15 protein-coding genes are annotated in these 16,965 nt (G+C 37.4%); 7 read left to right on the plus strand and 8 right to left on the minus strand.

Features of this window, described 5'->3' with window-relative positions; translation table 11 throughout:
* Positions 1-60: 60 nt before the first annotated feature.
* Complete coding sequence (locus AC4IFE_RS04990; protein WP_490755313.1) at positions 61-888, plus strand: endonuclease/exonuclease/phosphatase family protein; 828 nt, start codon at positions 61-63, stop codon at positions 886-888.
* Positions 889-1,111: 223 nt separating this feature from the next.
* On the plus strand, positions 1,112-2,977 hold the full coding sequence (locus AC4IFE_RS04995) for a M1 family metallopeptidase (protein WP_490755314.1): 1,866 nt from the start codon (positions 1,112-1,114) through the stop codon (positions 2,975-2,977).
* 55 nt (positions 2,978-3,032) lie between these two features.
* Here AC4IFE_RS04995 and AC4IFE_RS05000 read toward each other — a convergent pair whose 3' ends face one another.
* From AC4IFE_RS05000 to clpB, 8 genes are all read right to left on the minus strand, one after another.
* Positions 3,033-4,022 carry a zinc metalloprotease gene (locus tag AC4IFE_RS05000; protein WP_490755315.1) on the minus strand — a complete coding sequence of 330 codons (990 nt, stop codon included), beginning with the start codon at positions 4,020-4,022 and terminating at the stop codon, positions 3,033-3,035.
* 406 nt (positions 4,023-4,428) lie between these two features.
* Positions 4,429-5,445: a zinc metalloprotease gene (locus AC4IFE_RS05005; RefSeq protein ID WP_490755316.1), complete on the minus strand. Its 1,017-nt coding sequence runs from the start codon at positions 5,443-5,445 to the stop codon at positions 4,429-4,431.
* A 258-nt stretch (positions 5,446-5,703) separates the two neighbouring features.
* Entirely contained in the window at positions 5,704-6,345 is a 642-nt protein-coding gene (locus AC4IFE_RS05010) for a response regulator (RefSeq protein WP_490755317.1), read from the minus strand.
* Positions 6,342-7,013 carry a sensor histidine kinase gene (locus AC4IFE_RS05015; protein ID WP_490755318.1) on the minus strand — a complete coding sequence of 224 codons (672 nt, stop codon included), beginning with the start codon at positions 7,011-7,013 and terminating at the stop codon, positions 6,342-6,344. Before AC4IFE_RS05015 ends, AC4IFE_RS05010 begins: the two co-directional genes overlap by 4 nt.
* Before the next feature lie 83 nt (positions 7,014-7,096).
* Entirely contained in the window at positions 7,097-7,756 is a 660-nt protein-coding gene (locus tag AC4IFE_RS05020; RefSeq protein ID WP_490755319.1) for a hypothetical protein, read from the minus strand.
* Positions 7,757-7,788: 32 nt separating this feature from the next.
* A complete protein-coding gene (locus tag AC4IFE_RS05025) occupies positions 7,789-8,328 on the minus strand; it encodes a hypothetical protein (protein WP_490755321.1) in 540 nt (179 codons plus the stop codon).
* A 379-nt stretch (positions 8,329-8,707) separates the two neighbouring features.
* Entirely contained in the window at positions 8,708-8,884 is a 177-nt protein-coding gene (locus AC4IFE_RS05030; protein WP_490755322.1) for a hypothetical protein, read from the minus strand.
* Positions 8,885-9,032: 148 nt separating this feature from the next.
* Positions 9,033-11,627: an ATP-dependent chaperone ClpB gene (gene clpB / locus AC4IFE_RS05035; RefSeq protein ID WP_490755324.1), complete on the minus strand. Its 2,595-nt coding sequence runs from the start codon at positions 11,625-11,627 to the stop codon at positions 9,033-9,035.
* Between the two features lie 468 nt (positions 11,628-12,095).
* Between clpB and AC4IFE_RS05040 the strand changes: the two genes are divergently transcribed.
* The 5 genes from AC4IFE_RS05040 (at position 12,096) to paaB (ending at position 16,950) form a co-directional block, all read left to right on the plus strand.
* Positions 12,096-12,674 (plus strand): TetR/AcrR family transcriptional regulator, encoded by a 579-nt coding sequence (locus AC4IFE_RS05040; RefSeq protein WP_490755326.1) that lies wholly within the window; start codon positions 12,096-12,098, stop codon positions 12,672-12,674.
* A gap of 461 nt (positions 12,675-13,135) precedes the next feature.
* The gene (locus AC4IFE_RS05045) at positions 13,136-14,452 is read left to right on the plus strand and encodes a phenylacetate--CoA ligase family protein (RefSeq protein WP_490755327.1); all 1,317 of its coding nucleotides are present in this window, start codon (positions 13,136-13,138) and stop codon (positions 14,450-14,452) included.
* A complete protein-coding gene (locus AC4IFE_RS05050) occupies positions 14,452-15,537 on the plus strand; it encodes a 2Fe-2S iron-sulfur cluster-binding protein (protein ID WP_490755328.1) in 1,086 nt (361 codons plus the stop codon). Before AC4IFE_RS05045 ends, AC4IFE_RS05050 begins: the two co-directional genes overlap by 1 nt.
* An 83-nt stretch (positions 15,538-15,620) precedes the next feature.
* Entirely contained in the window at positions 15,621-16,559 is a 939-nt protein-coding gene (paaA, locus tag AC4IFE_RS05055) for a 1,2-phenylacetyl-CoA epoxidase subunit PaaA (protein ID WP_490755329.1), read from the plus strand.
* A gap of 109 nt (positions 16,560-16,668) precedes the next feature.
* Positions 16,669-16,950 carry a 1,2-phenylacetyl-CoA epoxidase subunit PaaB gene (gene paaB, locus AC4IFE_RS05060; RefSeq protein ID WP_490755331.1) on the plus strand — a complete coding sequence of 94 codons (282 nt, stop codon included), beginning with the start codon at positions 16,669-16,671 and terminating at the stop codon, positions 16,948-16,950.
* Positions 16,951-16,965 lie beyond the last annotated feature (15 nt).

Here is a 16,965-nt window from a genome sequence, read left to right on the forward strand (position 1 = left end):
ACTTTTATTATCTCTAATCAGGATATTCTATTTTTGTGATACTAATTTTAAAATAGGATTATGAATTTCAGATTTTCAATTGTATCCCTGTTGTTCTTTGTACTGGGATTTTCGCAGGATCTTAAAGTGATGAGTTTCAATATCAGATTGCAGGTTGCTTCAGATAAGGAAAATGCATGGACAGAAAGAAAACAGGATGTTGTGGATCTGTTAAATTACTATCATCCCGATTATTTCGGAGTTCAGGAAGCGCTTCCCGAGCAGATGAAAGATATTAAAGCAGGCCTTAAAAACTACGATTATGTAGGTGTAGGAAGAGATGACGGAAAGGAAAAAGGGGAGTTTTCAGCTATTTTTTATGATACGAACAGGCTTCAGGTGGTAAAATCCGGAACATTCTGGCTTTCGGAAACACCGGAAATACCTTCCAGAGGATGGGATGCAGCCCTTAACAGGATCTGTACCTATGCTTTTTTTAGAGATAAAAAATCCAAAAAAGAATTTCTGGCCATGAACTTTCATTTTGATCATATAGGAAATGTGGCGAGGGTAAAATCCTCTGAACTTATTCTGAAAAAAATCAAAGAGATGAATCCTAAAAATCTTCCTGTAACCTTAAGTGGTGATTTTAATTTAACAGAAGATTCGGAGCCTATAAAAATACTTTCCCAGAATCTGAATGACAGCTTTTATCATTCCGAAACAAAGCCTTACGGCCCGAAAGGAACATTTACCGCTTTCAATGTGGCTGAAATCCCTAAAGACAGAATCGATTATATTTTTGTAAAAGGATTTAGAATAAAATCCCAGAGACACATCAACGACAGGAGAGAAAACCTGCTGTATCCGTCGGATCATTTTCCGGTTTTAGCGGAACTTGCTTTTTAATTCAGGATCAGTTTACAGGAAAATCAATTTCAAATCCAATTCCTCTCAGGGATTGGATTTTTTCTCAATAGAATTGGGCAGTTTAAAGCGATCTTGAATAACTTACGATTTTCCTTTCTTATAAAGTGAAAGACTAATATCCATAAAACATTATTATAAAAGAAATTCCTTTTCTGTGTGACATTTTCGCTAATTTTGATATTTATTTTTAAAAATTAGAGATATGAGACGATTTCTTTATGCTCTGGTAGTTACTGTTTCAATGCAGCATATTGCTGCCCAGGAGCTGTATATGCCAAGAAATATTAAGAAAGCCTATGAGAAAGGAACCCGCGATATTTCCGGCGCTCCAGGCAAAAACTATTGGCAGAATAAAGGGATTTATAATGTTGAGGTAAAAGTGGATGCCGGAAGCAAAACAGTTTCCGGAAAAGAAACCATCACATACAGCAATAACAGCCCCGATGAACTTCAAGAACTGGCGATCAGATTTGTGAATAACCTTCATAAACCGCAATCACCCAGATCAGGTTCCGTGTCTAAAGAATTCCTGTCGTCAGGGCTTCATATAAAATCATTTGTTGTAAATGGCGAGAAGTATGCGGTAAACAGTGATGACTGGGGAACAGTAGAAAAAGTAAAGCTGAATAAAGCGCTTAAAGCCGGAGCAAAAGCCGAAGTGAAAATAGAATGGGAATACCCGCTTTCCGTACAGAGTGGAAGAGAGGGACAGATAGATCCTGAAACTTTTTATGTAGCCTATTCTTTCCCGAGAATTTCCGTGTATGATGATTATAATGGCTGGGATATGCTTCCCCATTCGGATCGGCAGGAATTTTATAATGACTTTAATGATTACAGTTTTACCATTTCTGCACCAAAGAATTTCGTAGTCTGGGCTACCGGTGATTTTCTGAATCCTGAAGCCGTACTGCAGCCGGAATATTTAAAAAGATATAAAGTTTCTCTTAAAAGCGACAAGGTGGTCCATATTGCTTCTGAGGAGGAAATAAGATCCGGAAAGGTAACCAGGCAGAATAAATGGAATGTGTGGAAATTCAAAGCCAATCACATTACGGATTTCTGCTTTGCATTAAGCAGTCATTATGTTTGGGATGCAGCAAGCGTCCAGTTAAAAACAAAAAGAGTAAGTGTTCAGGCCGGATATAAATCCGGAGCAAAAGACTTTGAGCAATATGTAGACTGGATGAGGTATAATCTGGACTGGTTCTCCAAGAAATGGCCGGGCGTGGAATATCCTTATAATGTTATGACTGCGATTCAGGGGTATGCGGATATGGAGTATCCAATGATGATTAATGATACAAGTATTCCTGATGATCTTCGCGATGCAAGGCTTACTGCAGATCACGAGATTGCTCATACTTATTTTCCTTTTTATATGGGAATCAATGAAACCCGTTATGCTTTTATGGATGAAGGCTGGGCAACTACCCTTGAATACCTGATCGGAATTGATGAAAACGGTGAAGCAGCAGCAAAAGAATTCTATAAAAATTTTCGTGTTAAAAAATGGATCAATGACCCTTCTGCGGAGCAGGACCAACCGGTTATTACAATGAGTACGCAGGTAAGCGGAGCCGGATACGGAAACAATTCCTATGTAAAGGCATCTCTGTCTTATCTTGCATTAAAGGATTATTTAGGAGACGAGCTGTTCAAGAAAGCACTTTTGCATTATATGAACAACTGGAATGGAAAGCATCCTGTACCTTGGGATTATTTTAATTCAATGAATACAGGTTCCGGAAAAAATCTGAACTGGTTTTTCCAGAACTGGTTCTATACCAATAACTATATTGATCTGAAAATAACCGGCATTACACAGCTCAATGATCTTCTTACTGTCAATATAGATAATGTGGGTGGCTTTGCAATTCCTTTTGATGCTGTATTACATTATGAAGACGGATCGGTGGAAAAACTTCATTTTTCACCTTCTTTATGGGAAAAGAATCAGAAGGATGCAGACCTTGTAATTCCTATCAAAAAGAAAGTGAAAGCAGTGACACTGGATGGAGATATTTTTATGGATTACACACCTGAAGATAATATGAAATCATTATAAAAGAAAAGCCTGAATAGCATATTCAGGCTTTTCTATTGAAATCAATTTATTTTTTTTAATAAAGTCTTAATCCAGCTCTTGCTCCTGTAGAAGCTACTACAGATTGCATTCTGGTTTTTTGTCCGGAAGAGAACATGAACATTGCTGCGTCATCCACATAATCCATATAATTCATAAACATTACAGATCTTTGAACTCCAGTACAAGTGTTGTATAATGGATAAGTAGGTTTTCCGTAATTAGCAGTTGTTTGTGTAGGAGTGTCTGTTACCAAATCGTCTCCACAATTAGCATCTCCCCAAATGTGTCTAAGATTCAAATAATGTCCTACTTCATGAGTAGCCGTTCTTCCTAAGTCATAAGGTGCAGATGATGTATTTCCGAAATATTTAGCTGCAATTACTACCCCGTCATTCCAAAGTCCTGCAGATTCTGGAAATGTTGCATAGCCAAGAATTCCTGCCATATCACTAACTACCCATATGTTAAAATAATGTGTAGGATCGGTAGCGTCTATTCCTTTAGTTGATGTTTTTTTCATCGCATCATTTGTTTTCCAGCTTCTTACAGTCGTGGCTTTTCTGTTAACCGTTACTAATCGGAATTTAACACCGATATTACCTGCTGCAGTAGAAGTGAATTCTGCTGGAATTTTATTAATATCACTATTAGTAGCAGAGTAATCTGCATTTAATGTATTGATTTGGGATTGAATCTGGGCATCAGAAATATTTTCTGCAGAAGTTCTATATAGTACATTAACAACAACCGGAATTTCTACAGTGCCATCTGCCAGAACTTTTCCCATTTTTAAATCATTGGCAAATTTTTCGGTATTCGCTTCAAGGTTAACGAATCTTTGTCTGAGTTCTGCGTTGTTTTTTAATGCTTCCTGCCTTACTTCTTCAGACGCGCAACCTCTTTTAAACATATTACCTGAAGAAACATCTTCCTTTGCAGGGTTTTCGTTTTGATTTGTCATATTGTCGCTGTTACAAGCTGACATGAAGCTTAATACAATTGCTCCAAATAATAATTTTTTCATAAGCTGTTATTTTCTACGATTTCTGATGGTGAATTTATATTATTTAAAATTATTGTGCAACATATTTTTCATATTTTATTAAAAATAAATCAAACATTAGATTTATTTGTTGTGTAATTCATACTTTATTTAATAAAATTATGCATTTTTGTTAATTTTAAAAATATTGAATTTATTGAATTATTTTTTTTAAAATATAGCGTATTTTTAATCTGTACATATTTTACGTAAATTATTTTATTTATTATTAAGCTGTTAATAAAATAATTTTAATAGGGAGCCTCTTTTAAAAAGGATATTTCTGATATTTTTTTAATCTTATAAATAATATGTAATTATTATAAAAGCAAATAGCCTGAATTAAAAATTAACTCAGGCTATTTTATTTAAGTTTATTAGATGCGTATTATCTTAGGCCGGCTCTTGGACCAGCTGCAGCCACTACTGCCTGCATTCTTGTTTTTTGATTGGCAGAGAACATAAACATGGCTTTGTCGTCTACATAGTCCATATAATTCATGAACATCTGAGAACGGCTTACCCCTCCGCAAACTCTGTTTAAAGGATATGTTGGCGTTCCGTAGTTAGGTCCCGGAGAAGTAGGAGTGTCGTTGGAGTAATCTGTCTGGCATCCTGTATCAGATGATCCCCAAAGGTGAGGTAGGTTTAAATAATGGCCTACTTCGTGGGTAACTGTTCTGCCTAAATTGAACGGAGCGGAAGCACCTGTTTTTCCAATGTACTGATAGCCTATGACAAGACCGTCGTACCATAGTCCGGCAGATTCAGGGTAATAAGCATATCCCAGTGTCCCTGGCTGACTGTTCTCATCAAGGATAGAATTAACCACCCAGATGTTCAGGTTTTTGGTAGGATCAGTTGCGTTAATACCTCCGGTAGTCGATTTCTTCATTTCTTCCAAATCAGATCTCCATCCTGTTTTTGTACTTTGCTTACGGTTTGTTGCTACCAGCTTAAAACTGATTTTTACATTCCCTGCGGCAGAAGGCTGAAACGCTGTAGGTATTTTATTAATATCAGAATTAGTGGCAGCATAGTCTGCATTCAGCACTGCGATTTGCTCTGCAATTCTTGCATCAGAAATATTCTGGGTAGAAGTGTTGTAGATCACATTGAAAACAACCGGAATCTCCACTGTTCCGTCTGCAAGCACTTTGCCCATCATGATGTCTCTTGAAAATTTTTCAGACTGTAACTCATTAGCTTCAAATCTGGCTCTTAGTGCCGGATCGCTTTTGAGTGCCTTTTCCCTTATGATGTCAGAGGGACAGGCCCTTTTTGATGCCATTGTGCTTGAAGGATTTCCCGGATCCTGAGGTATATCCTCCTGGTTGGACATATTATCACTGTTACAAGCAGACATGAAGCCCAGAACTAAAGCTCCGAATAATAGTTTTTTCATAAAATATTGTAAATGGTTTGTGCTCCAAATTTATAGTATAAAAAATTAATGCACAAAAAATATTCACATATAATTGAATAATTATTATCAAACAGCGATGAATATTGAGTATTATTTGATTTTTGTTTATTTTGATTGAATTTTAATCAATTTAATGAATCGAATTTAAATATTCTTTATTTGAAATTATTTTAATTAAAAATATTTACTTAATTATTTTTATTGATTTATATTTTTAATTTTTTTTGTTTGGTAAGACTAACCTGCAAAGCCATTTTTAATAGCAAAAACTGCCAGGCCAACCCGTGTTTTCAGGTCCAGTTTGTCGCATAGCTGGTCGCGGTAGCTTTCTACAGTTCTCGGGCTGCAGCACATTCTATCAGCAATTTCCTTATAGCTCAGCTCGGTAACGGTATATTTCAGGAATTCTCTTTCGCGGTCCGAAATTCTCACAGCATTTTCTGCTTCCTTTTCTTTGTTCAGGCTGGAAAATATGATTTTTGAAGCCCATTCAGGATAAAAGAAACCGTCAGAATTTAACTTTGTTAATGCAGTTTCCAGATCCTTAGGGTGTGTATTTTTTAGTAAGTATCCCTTCGCGCCGTTTCTGATCATCTTAATAACACTGTTGTCGTCGCCCTGCATGCTCAGTGCCATTACTTTAATCTCCGGATGATTCAGTGTAAGCCAGGCAGCAGTTTCGAAACCGTCCATAATCGGCATACTGATATCTAGAAGAACAATGTCCGGAATTTTACCATTATCTTCAAGCTTCTGGATCAGGTCCTTGCCATTCTCACAGACATAGATTACTTCAAATTCATTAAAATTATCAATAATTCCTTCCAGTGCTTTGGCGATTAGTACGTGGTCATCAACAATTACTATTGTTTTTTTCATGGCTGTTTTTTTAAAATAATTTTGAGTGTAGTTCCGGTATTTAGCTGACTTTTAAGACTGAAATCCGCACCTATGATGGCTGCTCTGTTTTTCATATTGGTCAGGCCAATGCCGTTAGACTTTACCTCTGTGCTGTCGAATCCAATGCCGTCATCCCTGAGATTAAGCTCCCAGAGTACCTCTTCAGAAGTATTCAGGTTGATAAAAATATTTTTACAGTTTGCATGTTTGATGCTGTTCTGAATAAATTCCTGAATGATCCGCAGAAGTACATTTTTGTGGACAAATCCAAGATCAAGCTGCTTAAAGTTGTGTTCAAAACTTACATGGCATCTTTTGAAAGTGTTGGTATTGTCTACCTCTTCCTGGATCAAAGTTACGATTTCCTTCTGGTTTATATTATCGTCTGTCAGTGTTTTTGAAAGGCTCCGGAGGTCTTGTAACGACTGATTTATAATTTGGGAAACCTGATCGATTCTTTCGTTTACTTCAGGCACCCTGTTTTCGTAAAGCAACTGTTGGGTATACAGGCTCACAAGTGTCAGTTTCTGGCCGATATTGTCATGAAGCTCGCGTCCTATCTGCTGCATCGTGGCCTGCTGGATCTCAAGCTGTGTGGCCAGGAGTTCCCGTTTGTGGATTTCATTTTTTATTTCAATTTCATTCATATATTCTCTTTTGCGCTGCTGGTATTTCCTTATGTAAACAATTACTGCGGATACAAACAGTACAAAGAATATATTAAACAAAATTAATACGATGATGAGCTCTGTTTTCCCCATATGAATGAAATTGAAAATAATAAATACATTATAATTCCTGACATAAGAAAATACGTAAAATAAATATAATATATTTCTCTGTATTCCCTAATAAGATTAAAGAATGTCCAGAATGGAAGTGTTCCTATATAGAATAAAGTCACTCCAAGATTAATATAAAACATCTTATTCCTGCTGAAGTTCAGGATTTCAGAAGAATTGATTTGTTTATAGTATTCCATGATCACTAACACCATTAAAAGCAGACATCCTACTGTATAGTTAAAGGATAAAATGATCTTTTTTGTGGTAAAGAATAATTCACTTGATAAAAATGACAAAAGATACAGCAGGGACATGATGTAGAACAATTTTGGCTTGCCTAGGGATTTTGCAGCATAAAGCCAGTAAAAGAAAAGGAATTCAAAAGGAATTACAAAATAATTGTAAAATTTCTGCTTATTGTAGTCTATGATTAAATCTCCCCATTTTCCTATCACTTCAGACAGGAATATAATAATGAGATAAATGGAGAAATACTTCCAGTATCCTTCCTTATTACTGCGATTATAGTAAATAACCGATATAAAGGCAGCGAGTCCTTCTGCCCAAATCATAGAATCTTGGAGTATTTTCTGGAAATCTGTCATTTTTTTTAGAGTAAGATAACGTGTTTATGATATTAAGGAAATTGCTCTATTTTTGGACTTTCCGGTGGAGATAATACTCCATGGTTTTCTGCAAGCGTTTCAAGACCAGCCGGCTGTCCGTTTTTTGAAGCCATTGCTAAAATTGATTCTGAATTAAACGGACAGAAATCATAGTTAAGCATTTCCCCCGTTTCATCCGCTTTTTTCAGAGTCGGGATCATTACTAAAGTATGTCTTTCCGCATATTCCTTTTCTACAGGATGACTTTCCATAATGGCCCAGTCTTCGGCTTTTGGATAGGCAGCATAATAGAATCTGATGCCTAGATCTTCTTCAGTAACTGCAGGATTTACTTTTGCTGCTTCATTCTCAACACATGCTATAAATTTTTTCAGTTTAGGAAGATCAAACCATATGGCATGAGAATCTGTAATCCCCAATTCTTTATTAACAGCCTGCATCTGATTGTTTCTGTAGTTGCCTATTAACTGCTGAACAAGTTCTGAAGCCATGGTGTTTGCGCTTGAGGCAGATTCGCTTGCACCGGCCTCATAAGTAGATTTTGTTTTCATAACTTTAGTTTTATAAAAGAATGTTAGTTAGTAGTGCAAATCTCGTAAAAATTTCAAGGTAAACCGATGTGTTTTTTCCTGTTTATTTTCCGTGTTTTTACGGATTGTGTATAGGCTGTAAAATAATAAAGCCCAAGTGACTTTTAGGCTCCATATTTATAATAAATAAGTAAAATCAAAAAAGCCGGAGTAAAACCTCCGGCTTATAGCTAAATACAAGGATATTTTTTGGGGTCCCTGCATATATATCCTGTTGAGCAGCACAGTCCTGCAGGGCAGTTCATATCGATGTCGCATTCTGTGAGTACAGGCGATACACCGCCACTGATTCTTTTTAGATCAACTCTTTTTAACTTTTTCATACCGTTATTTTTAGAGGTTAATCAATAAGGCCGGGTCTGCATTCAGCCTGTCCGCAATTGATGTTGATCTGTGAACAATGTTCTGTAGCACACGTTCCGCTGGCAGAGCCATCAGGGTAAATTATTATATTGCAACTGCAGTCAATTTTTCCCCCTAAAATGGTTTTTAATGAGCTTCTTTTTAACTTTTTCATACTGATTTTGTTTTAGTTATTAATTTTTTTGAATTATAAATGTACTGATATTTCACATAGTTTTGATAAAAAATAGAATAAAAAAATAAGTGATGCAGATTGGGCTGCATCACTTACTTACAAAAATAATATATATGAAAAAAACTACTTATTGATCTGTCGGTCTGAAAACCAAACCGGTCTCTTCAAAATAATCCAAAGTGATTCTGTCTCCGTCGTTTACTTTCCCTGCAAGAATCTCCCGCGATAATTTATTTAATACCTCCTGCTGAATTACTCTTTTCAGTGGTCTTGCTCCGAAGGAAGGATCATAGCCTTTGTTCATCAGATAATCCAGGGCATCCTGAGTGGCAGTCATGATAATATTACGTTTGCCTAACATGTCATTATAACCTCTCAGCTGGTACTGAACAATTTTTCCGATCTCTTTTTTGTTTAAAGGCTGGAATAATACCACTTCATCAATTCTGTTCAGGAATTCCGGACGCAGCGTTTGTTTCAGAAGATCAAAAACTTCATCCTTGGTTTTGCTGACGATCTCATCCTGATTATCTTCTGTAATGTCTTCAAAATTTTCCTGGATCAGGTGTGAACCTAAATTGGAAGTCATGATAATGATTGAATTCTTAAAGTTTACCACACGGCCTTTATTATCGGTCAGACGTCCGTCATCCAGTACCTGCAGCAGCGTATTGAATACATCCGGATGTGCTTTTTCAATCTCATCCAGAAGCACTACGGAATAGGGTCTTCTTCGTACGGCTTCTGTCAGCTGTCCGCCTTCATCATACCCTACATATCCCGGAGGAGCACCTACCAGTCTGGAAACACTGTGTCTTTCCTGGTATTCGCTCATGTCGATTCGTGTCATATTATTCTCATCATCGAACAGGTATTCTGCCAGAGCTTTGGCCAGCTCAGTTTTACCTACACCGGTTGTTCCCAGGAATAGGAAAGAGCCGATTGGTTTTTTATCATCACTCAGTCCCGCTCTGTTTCTTCTGATCGCATCTGCAACAGCTCCGATCGCTTCATCCTGTCCTACGACACGATGGTGGAGCTCGGCCTCAAGATTCAACAACTTCTCTCTTTCAGACTGAAGCAGTTTGGTAACAGGAATTCCTGTCCATTTTGCAATTACTTCAGAAATGTTCTCAGAGGTAACTTCCTCCTTAATGAGTTCATTCTGATGGTTTTGCATCTCTAATTCGAGTTTCTGCAAAGCATCTTCCTTTTCTTTTATTTTCCCGTACTGGATTTCTGCTACCTTCGCGTAGTCTCCGGCTCTTGAAGCTTTTTCTGCTTCCAGTTTCAGAGATTCTATATCTTTTTTAATCTGCGTTAAATCTTCAGACTTCTGTTTTTCTTTCAGCCACTTCGCATTGATCTCATTTCTTTCCTCAGAAATTTTTGAAATATCTTCTTTTAAATGGTCAATTTTTGTCTGGTTGCCTTCTCTCGAAATAGCGGCCAGCTCAATTTCAAGCTGCATTAATTTTCTGTCTAAGACATCCAGTTCTTCAGGTTTTGAATTGATTTCCATTCTTAATTTAGCCGAAGCCTCGTCGATAAGGTCAATCGCTTTATCCGGTAAAAATCTGTCCGAAATATACCGTTGCGACATCTCCACCGCAGCAATGATCGCTTCATCTTTAATTCTTACTTTGTGGTGGGCTTCATATTTATCTTTAATTCCACGAAGAATCGAAATAGCAGATTCCGTATCCGGCTCTTCTACCATTACCTTCTGGAAACGTCGCTCAAGTGCCTTGTCCTTTTCAAAATACTTTTGGTATTCATTTAAAGTGGTAGCGCCGATTGCTCTTAATTCGCCTCTTGCTAAGGCGGGTTTCAGAATATTGGCTGCGTCCATTGCACCTTCACCGCCTCCGGCACCTACCAGAGTGTGAATTTCGTCGATGAACAGGATGATCTGCCCTTCAGACTTGATCACTTCATTTACCACAGATTTCAAACGTTCTTCGAATTCACCTTTATATTTGGCTCCGGCAATTAGTGCTCCCATATCCAGTGAGTACAGTGTTTTGTCCATCAGGTTTTCAGGAATATCTCCGGAAATAATTCGGTGGGCGATACCTTCAGCAATGGCTGTTTTACCTACACCCGGTTCCCCAATAAGGATAGGATTGTTTTTAGTTCTTCTAGAAAGAATCTGAAGCACTCTTCTGATTTCTTCATCACGCCCGATTACCGGATCCAGTTTTCCTTCCGCTGCTAATTCGTTGAAGTTCTTAGCATATTTATTTAAGGATTGGTAAGTCTCTTCCGAACTGGCAGAAGTAGCCTTGCTTCCTTTTCTTAATTCTTTGATAGCACCTTCCAGCAGGCTTTTGGTAACGCCCATATCCTTAAGCATTTTGGATACTTCGGAACTGGTTTCCAGTAACGAAAGCCACAGATGCTCAATCGTTACATATTCGTCGCCCATTTTTTTAGCAATATTCGGGGCGTCCAGCAAGACTTTGTTTGCTGACTGGGAAAGGTAGATATTTCCTCCCTGAACTTTTGGAAGCTTTTCAATATTTTCCCTGTTTCTTTCCCTTACCAGATTGGCATCTGCTTCAGATTTTTTTAATAAAAAAGGTGATATGTTTTCATCTACCTGAAAGATACCTTCAAGTATATGTTGCGGTTCAATGCTCTGATTGCCAAATTCTATAGCAGTCTGCTGTGCTGCCTGGATGGCTTCTTGCGATTTTACAGTATATTGGTTTAAGTTCATATTTTTTATGTTTTTGGTAATAATTTATTGTTGGTTGAGTTTTTAAAAAGACACCAAGAAACCAAATTTTAAGGCCCGGTTTCTTAATGCCATCAGTTATTTAATCATTTAATCGGTTACCTTACCGCAAAAACTGTTCAATTATTAAATTTACAAAAAATAAGGACAAAATTTCCGGATTATCTATTTTTAACGTTAAATTAACTTGACAAAATTTCCGATTCCTTTAAATTTGCTTTGAAATAATGGAAAAACCGTCAGGTTTCGGAAAATTCAAAATAGAAAGAAGGGAGATTTTTAGTATTTAAAGGCTTTTAATGTAAACTTAACTTAAAATTTCCTTCCGCTGTAAGGGTGGCAAATCACAGATTTGATGGGCTGCTAAACGAAACTCCCGCTTGTGTGTTTAAAATCATGGCTTTAAATTAACATATTAACCTCAGAATAATTACTTTTGTATTTTACCAGATGGAGCTTAAAGAAAAACAAAGGAAAATTTTAGACGTAGCAGTAGAACTTTTCAAAGAGAAAGGGTATATGGGCAGTTCGGTAAGAGATCTGGCTACAAAGCTTAATATTAAAGCTGCGTCACTCTATGCCCATATCCGCTCAAAAGAAGAAATCCTGGAATGGATATGCTTCGGGATTGCGCAGCAATTTTTTGATGAGCTTCAGGAAGTGAAAAATATGGACATTGCTCCAAAAGATAAACTTAATTTATTTCTCGACAAGCACTTGTCTGTTGTTTTACAAAACCGGGATGTCACCCATATTTATTCCAACGAATGGAGGCATCTTGAAGAAAGGCTTCCCGAATTTGTAGAGCTGAGAAAAAACTATCAGGAAGATGTGGAGCAGCTAATCTCCGAAATTTACAAGGCAGAAAACTGGGAGCTGAAATCGCCTACTTTTACCACAAAATTCATTCTTCATACCCTTAATAATTCTTATTTCTGGTTTAAAAGAAACACAGAATCCACTTCTGAAATTACTGATGAAATAAGAGCTAAGCTCCTGTACGGGCTACTGGGAAATCAAAAGCAATAGTTTTTTTACCACAAAAGACGCAAAAGTTTTTTTTACACAAAGTTTAAATTTTAAGCTAAAGATTTTAATGCTTAGAAGTTCACATAAATTTCTTGAGAATCACACCATCATAGAAGAATCTGCCAGTCTATTTAATCTGCGAGATACGCATTTAGCATTAAGATTTTGATCATAAAAAAAAATAATTTAAAATGATCTTGTGAAAGATTTAGGCATTCAAGCTTAAAAAATATTTTTGATATTTCCTTAATTACTCTTCACTCTTTAAGATGTCCTAATGTTTCAAGTAAAGAAGCCTTTTCATTTAACCTAATAATTTGTACTGTTTAAAGCCAGAATAACTCATCGCCTCACTACTCAGTTATTTAGAATCATTTCGAAAAGTGACAAAAATCATAAAAATTTGGCCAGCAAGGAAATTCTTTTTAAATTTACACCTAACAAATGTTAGTTAGTAGGATATGGATTTTTCAGTTGAATATGTAAAGCTCGACCAGTTGAGACAGCTTCAGTCTGATCGGTTGACAGATTTGGTCGCCTATCTTGAAGAGAGATCAGAATTTTATAGAGGGAAATTTAATGAATCAGGAATATCTCCACAAGATATAAGGACCATTGAAGACATCACGAAACTTCCTATAACTTACAAGCAGGATTTGAGGGATAATTATCCTTTCGGACTTTTTACGGTTCCAAAAAATGAACTGCAGAGAATTCACTGTTCAAGTGGAACAACAGGAAAGCCTACAGTGGTGGGCTATACCAAAGAAGATGTCGATCTTTTCAGTGAAGTAGTGGCAAGATCATTATATGCCGCAGGAGCAAGACCGGGAATGCAGCTGCACAATGCTTACGGATACGGAATTTTTACCGGAGGATTGGGACTTCATTATGGTGCGGAAAAGTTAGGAATGAGCGTTCTTCCTATTTCAGGAGGAATGACAGCCAGGCAGGTGGATCTGATTTTGGATTTCAAGCCCGAAGTAATCTGCTGTTCACCGTCTTATGCATTAACGATTGCTGATGAATTTGCTAAGAGAGGAGTTTCTGCTGAGGATATCAGCCTGAAATATGCTGTTTTAGGTTCGGAGCCCTGGACGGAAATTATCAGAAGCCATATTGAAGAAAGACTGGGCCTTCATGCAACGAATATCTACGGATTGAGCGAGATCATCGGTCCCGGGGTATCCATGGAGGATTTTGAAGAGAAAGGAGGTTCTTACATTTGGGAAGATCATTTTTATCCTGAAATTCTGGACCCGGTGACTAAACAGCCGGTTCCTTTCGGAGAAGAAGGTGTTTTGGTGATTACCACTTTAACAAAAAAGGCCATGCCGCTTTTACGGTACTGGACCAATGATATCACCAGCCTTTATTATGATGAAAACGCCAAGCGTACCATGGTCAAAATGAGACCCATCAAAGGAAGAGCAGACGATATGCTGATTGTAAGAGGTGTAAATGTATACCCGAGCCAGATAGAAGAAGCATTTTCACATGTAAAAGGAGTGGTTCCCAATTATTACCTGACGCCAGTTGAAAAAGAGCAGATGTGTGTAGCATTGGATATTGATGTAGAAATTGATGATGAACTGGTGAAAATTCAAAAAATAGAGGCTGATACCGATGATTATTTTAATTTTGTCGGCAGCTTTGGAAAAAACATAGAAAACGAAATAAAAAAGAGGGTAGGAATTACCACAAAAGTAAAAATTCATGCCCAGGACAGCCTGCCAAAATGCGAAGGTGGAAAAATTAATAGAATACTTAAAAAATAATGAATTCATTTTATAAACTTAAAACGGTAAAGGTTCAGAAAGATACTCCTGATGCGGTAAACGTGGCAGTAGAAGTTCCCGAGGAACTGAAGGATAAATTCAGGTTCAAGCAGGGGCAGTATCTTAATTTCCGTATGATGATCAACGGAAATGAAGAAAGACGCTCTTATTCTATCTGCAACGCTCCGAGCGAAAAAAGCAATACACTGGAAGTGCTGGTGAAGCTTTTGGAAGGCGGAAAGGTTTCAGGATATTTCAATGAGCATCTTCATATGGACGAGGTACTGGAAGTAATGCCTCCAATGGGTGGTTTCAACACTTCTTACCACCCTACCAATGTGAAAACCTATGTAGGTTTGGCGGCAGGAAGCGGAATCAGCCCTGTTTTATCAAATATTAAGGAAAGTCTCTATCAGGAGCCGAACAGCTGTGCTTATCTTTTCTACAGCAACAGAAGCATGAATCATGTGATGAAAAAAGCTGAGATCGATAAATTGGTGGAGCATTTTAACGGAAGACTGAAAGTAATTTATCTGGTAAGCCGTGAGAAACATGAAGATCCTGTATTTGAAGGAAGAATTTCTGCTGAAAAATTAGAGCAGTTATTTGAAAGATATACAGATATTGATGTAAAAGAAGCCACTTATTTCATCTGTGGCCCTGCGGAAATGATTAAAGGGATTTCCGATTATTTAAAGAAAGAGAAAAAAGTACCTGCCATTCAGGTCTTATTTGAATATTTCACTGCTCCTGATGATGAAAATTCTGAGGAAATGAGTGATGAATTCAAGGCTATTGCCAATATAGAAAGTATGGTGACGGTGATCATTGATGATGATGAATATTCGTTCCACCTTAATTCTAAAAAAGAGAGTATCTTAGATAAAGCATTAAAAGACAATCTTCCTGTACCTTTTGCTTGCAAAGGAGGAGTTTGTTGTACGTGTAAGGCGCAGGTTCTGGAAGGAGAGGTTTTCATGGAGAAAAATTTTGCGCTTACCGAAGACGAAGTAGCCAGGGGCTATGTTCTGACGTGTCAATGTCACCCGACAACGAATGTGGTGATGCTTAATTATGATGTTTAATTCAATTTGAAAATGTGCTAATGTGTTAATTTGAAAATTAATTGATGCATTCTCAAATTTTCAAATTTTCAAATTAAAAAATTATGGACTTAGAAAAATTTGTTCAATACGTTCACGAAGAAAATAAAGTAGAACCGAAAGATGTAATGCCCGATGATTACAGAAAACTATTGGTTCGCCAGATCTCCCAGCACGCCCATTCTGAGATTGTCGGAATGCTGCCGGAAGCCAACTGGATCTCAAGAGCACCTTCATTGAGAAGAAAAATGGCTCTTTTAGCTAAAGTTCAGGATGAAGCAGGCCACGGATTGTATCTGTATTCTGCGACTGAAACCTTAGGAAACGGAACTATCAGAGCGGACAGAGATGCCACTTACGAAGATATGTTGGAAGGTAAAGCGAAATACTCAAGTATTTTCAATTATCCAACGCTAAGCTGGGCAGATATTGGCGCCATAGGCTGGTTGGTAGATGGCGCAGCCATTATGAACCAGGTGATGCTGATGGGGAATTCTTACGGCCCTTATTCAAGAGCGATGGTGAAAATCTGTAAAGAAGAATCTTTTCACCAAAGACAGGGCTACGAAATTCTGATGGCACTTTGTCGCGGAACCAAACAACAGAAAGAAATGGCTCAGGCTTCGTTAAACCGTTTCTGGTGGCCGGCTTTAATGATGTTCGGTCCGAATGATGACAGTTCACCTAACTCTAAAATCTCAATGAATTACAGAGTAAAAAGAGAAAGTAACGACAGTCTTCGTCAGAGATTTATCGACGTAACCGTTTCTCAGGCTGAATTCTTAGGGTTAACTATTCCGGATAAAGATCTGAAATGGAATGAAGAAAGACAACATTACGATTTCGGAGAGCTTCCGTGGGATGAATTCATGGAAATCCTAAAAGGAAACGGGCCATGTAACAAGAAAAGATTGCAGACCAAGGTAAAAGCACAGCAGGAAAACCTTTGGGTAAAAGAAGCGGCAAGAGCTTTTGCAGAAAAACAGGAAAAAATTTCAATCTAACAATATACTAATGTAAAAATGTAACAATTAGTTTGTCATTCTGAGCAAAGCGAAGAATCTCATCATTGGTAAATTGTTAGATTGATACATTGTTAAATTAATTTTAATTATGGCAAATTTAGATGTGTGGGAAGTGTTTATTCAGACTAAACCGGGACTATCCCACAAACACGCAGGAATAGTACAGGCACCCACGGCAGAAATGGCTTTGCAGAACGCAAGAGACGTTTACACCAGAAGAAAAGAAGGAACTTCTGTCTGGGTAGTTCCAAGTAAATATATTGTGACTTCAGAAGGAGTAGACAAGGAAGCTTTCTTTGATCCGGCAGATGACAAACTATACCGTCACCCGACGTTCTATGATATTCCTAATGATGTAAAAAATATGTAAACATAGAAGTTAGAA

The organism is Chryseobacterium sp. UF-81 (genome assembly GCF_058245105.1).

Coding starts and splice junctions, on each gene's coding strand:
- AC4IFE_RS04990 (WP_490755313.1), top strand. CDS start 61: ATGAATTTCAGATTTTCAATTGTATCCCTGTTGTTCTTTGTACTGGGA.
- AC4IFE_RS04995 (WP_490755314.1), top strand. CDS start 1,112: ATGAGACGATTTCTTTATGCTCTGGTAGTTACTGTTTCAATGCAGCAT.
- AC4IFE_RS05000 (WP_490755315.1), bottom strand. CDS start 4,022: ATGAAAAAATTATTATTTGGAGCAATTGTATTAAGCTTCATGTCAGCT.
- AC4IFE_RS05005 (WP_490755316.1), bottom strand. CDS start 5,445: ATGAAAAAACTATTATTCGGAGCTTTAGTTCTGGGCTTCATGTCTGCT.
- AC4IFE_RS05010 (WP_490755317.1), bottom strand. CDS start 6,345: ATGAAAAAAACAATAGTAATTGTTGATGACCACGTACTAATCGCCAAA.
- AC4IFE_RS05015 (WP_490755318.1), bottom strand. CDS start 7,013: ATGAATGAAATTGAAATAAAAAATGAAATCCACAAACGGGAACTCCTG.
- AC4IFE_RS05020 (WP_490755319.1), bottom strand. CDS start 7,756: ATGACAGATTTCCAGAAAATACTCCAAGATTCTATGATTTGGGCAGAA.
- AC4IFE_RS05025 (WP_490755321.1), bottom strand. CDS start 8,328: ATGAAAACAAAATCTACTTATGAGGCCGGTGCAAGCGAATCTGCCTCA.
- AC4IFE_RS05030 (WP_490755322.1), bottom strand. CDS start 8,884: ATGAAAAAGTTAAAAAGAAGCTCATTAAAAACCATTTTAGGGGGAAAA.
- clpB (WP_490755324.1), bottom strand. CDS start 11,627: ATGAACTTAAACCAATATACTGTAAAATCGCAAGAAGCCATCCAGGCA.
- AC4IFE_RS05040 (WP_490755326.1), top strand. CDS start 12,096: ATGGAGCTTAAAGAAAAACAAAGGAAAATTTTAGACGTAGCAGTAGAA.
- AC4IFE_RS05045 (WP_490755327.1), top strand. CDS start 13,136: ATGGATTTTTCAGTTGAATATGTAAAGCTCGACCAGTTGAGACAGCTT.
- AC4IFE_RS05050 (WP_490755328.1), top strand. CDS start 14,452: ATGAATTCATTTTATAAACTTAAAACGGTAAAGGTTCAGAAAGATACT.
- paaA (WP_490755329.1), top strand. CDS start 15,621: ATGGACTTAGAAAAATTTGTTCAATACGTTCACGAAGAAAATAAAGTA.
- paaB (WP_490755331.1), top strand. CDS start 16,669: ATGGCAAATTTAGATGTGTGGGAAGTGTTTATTCAGACTAAACCGGGA.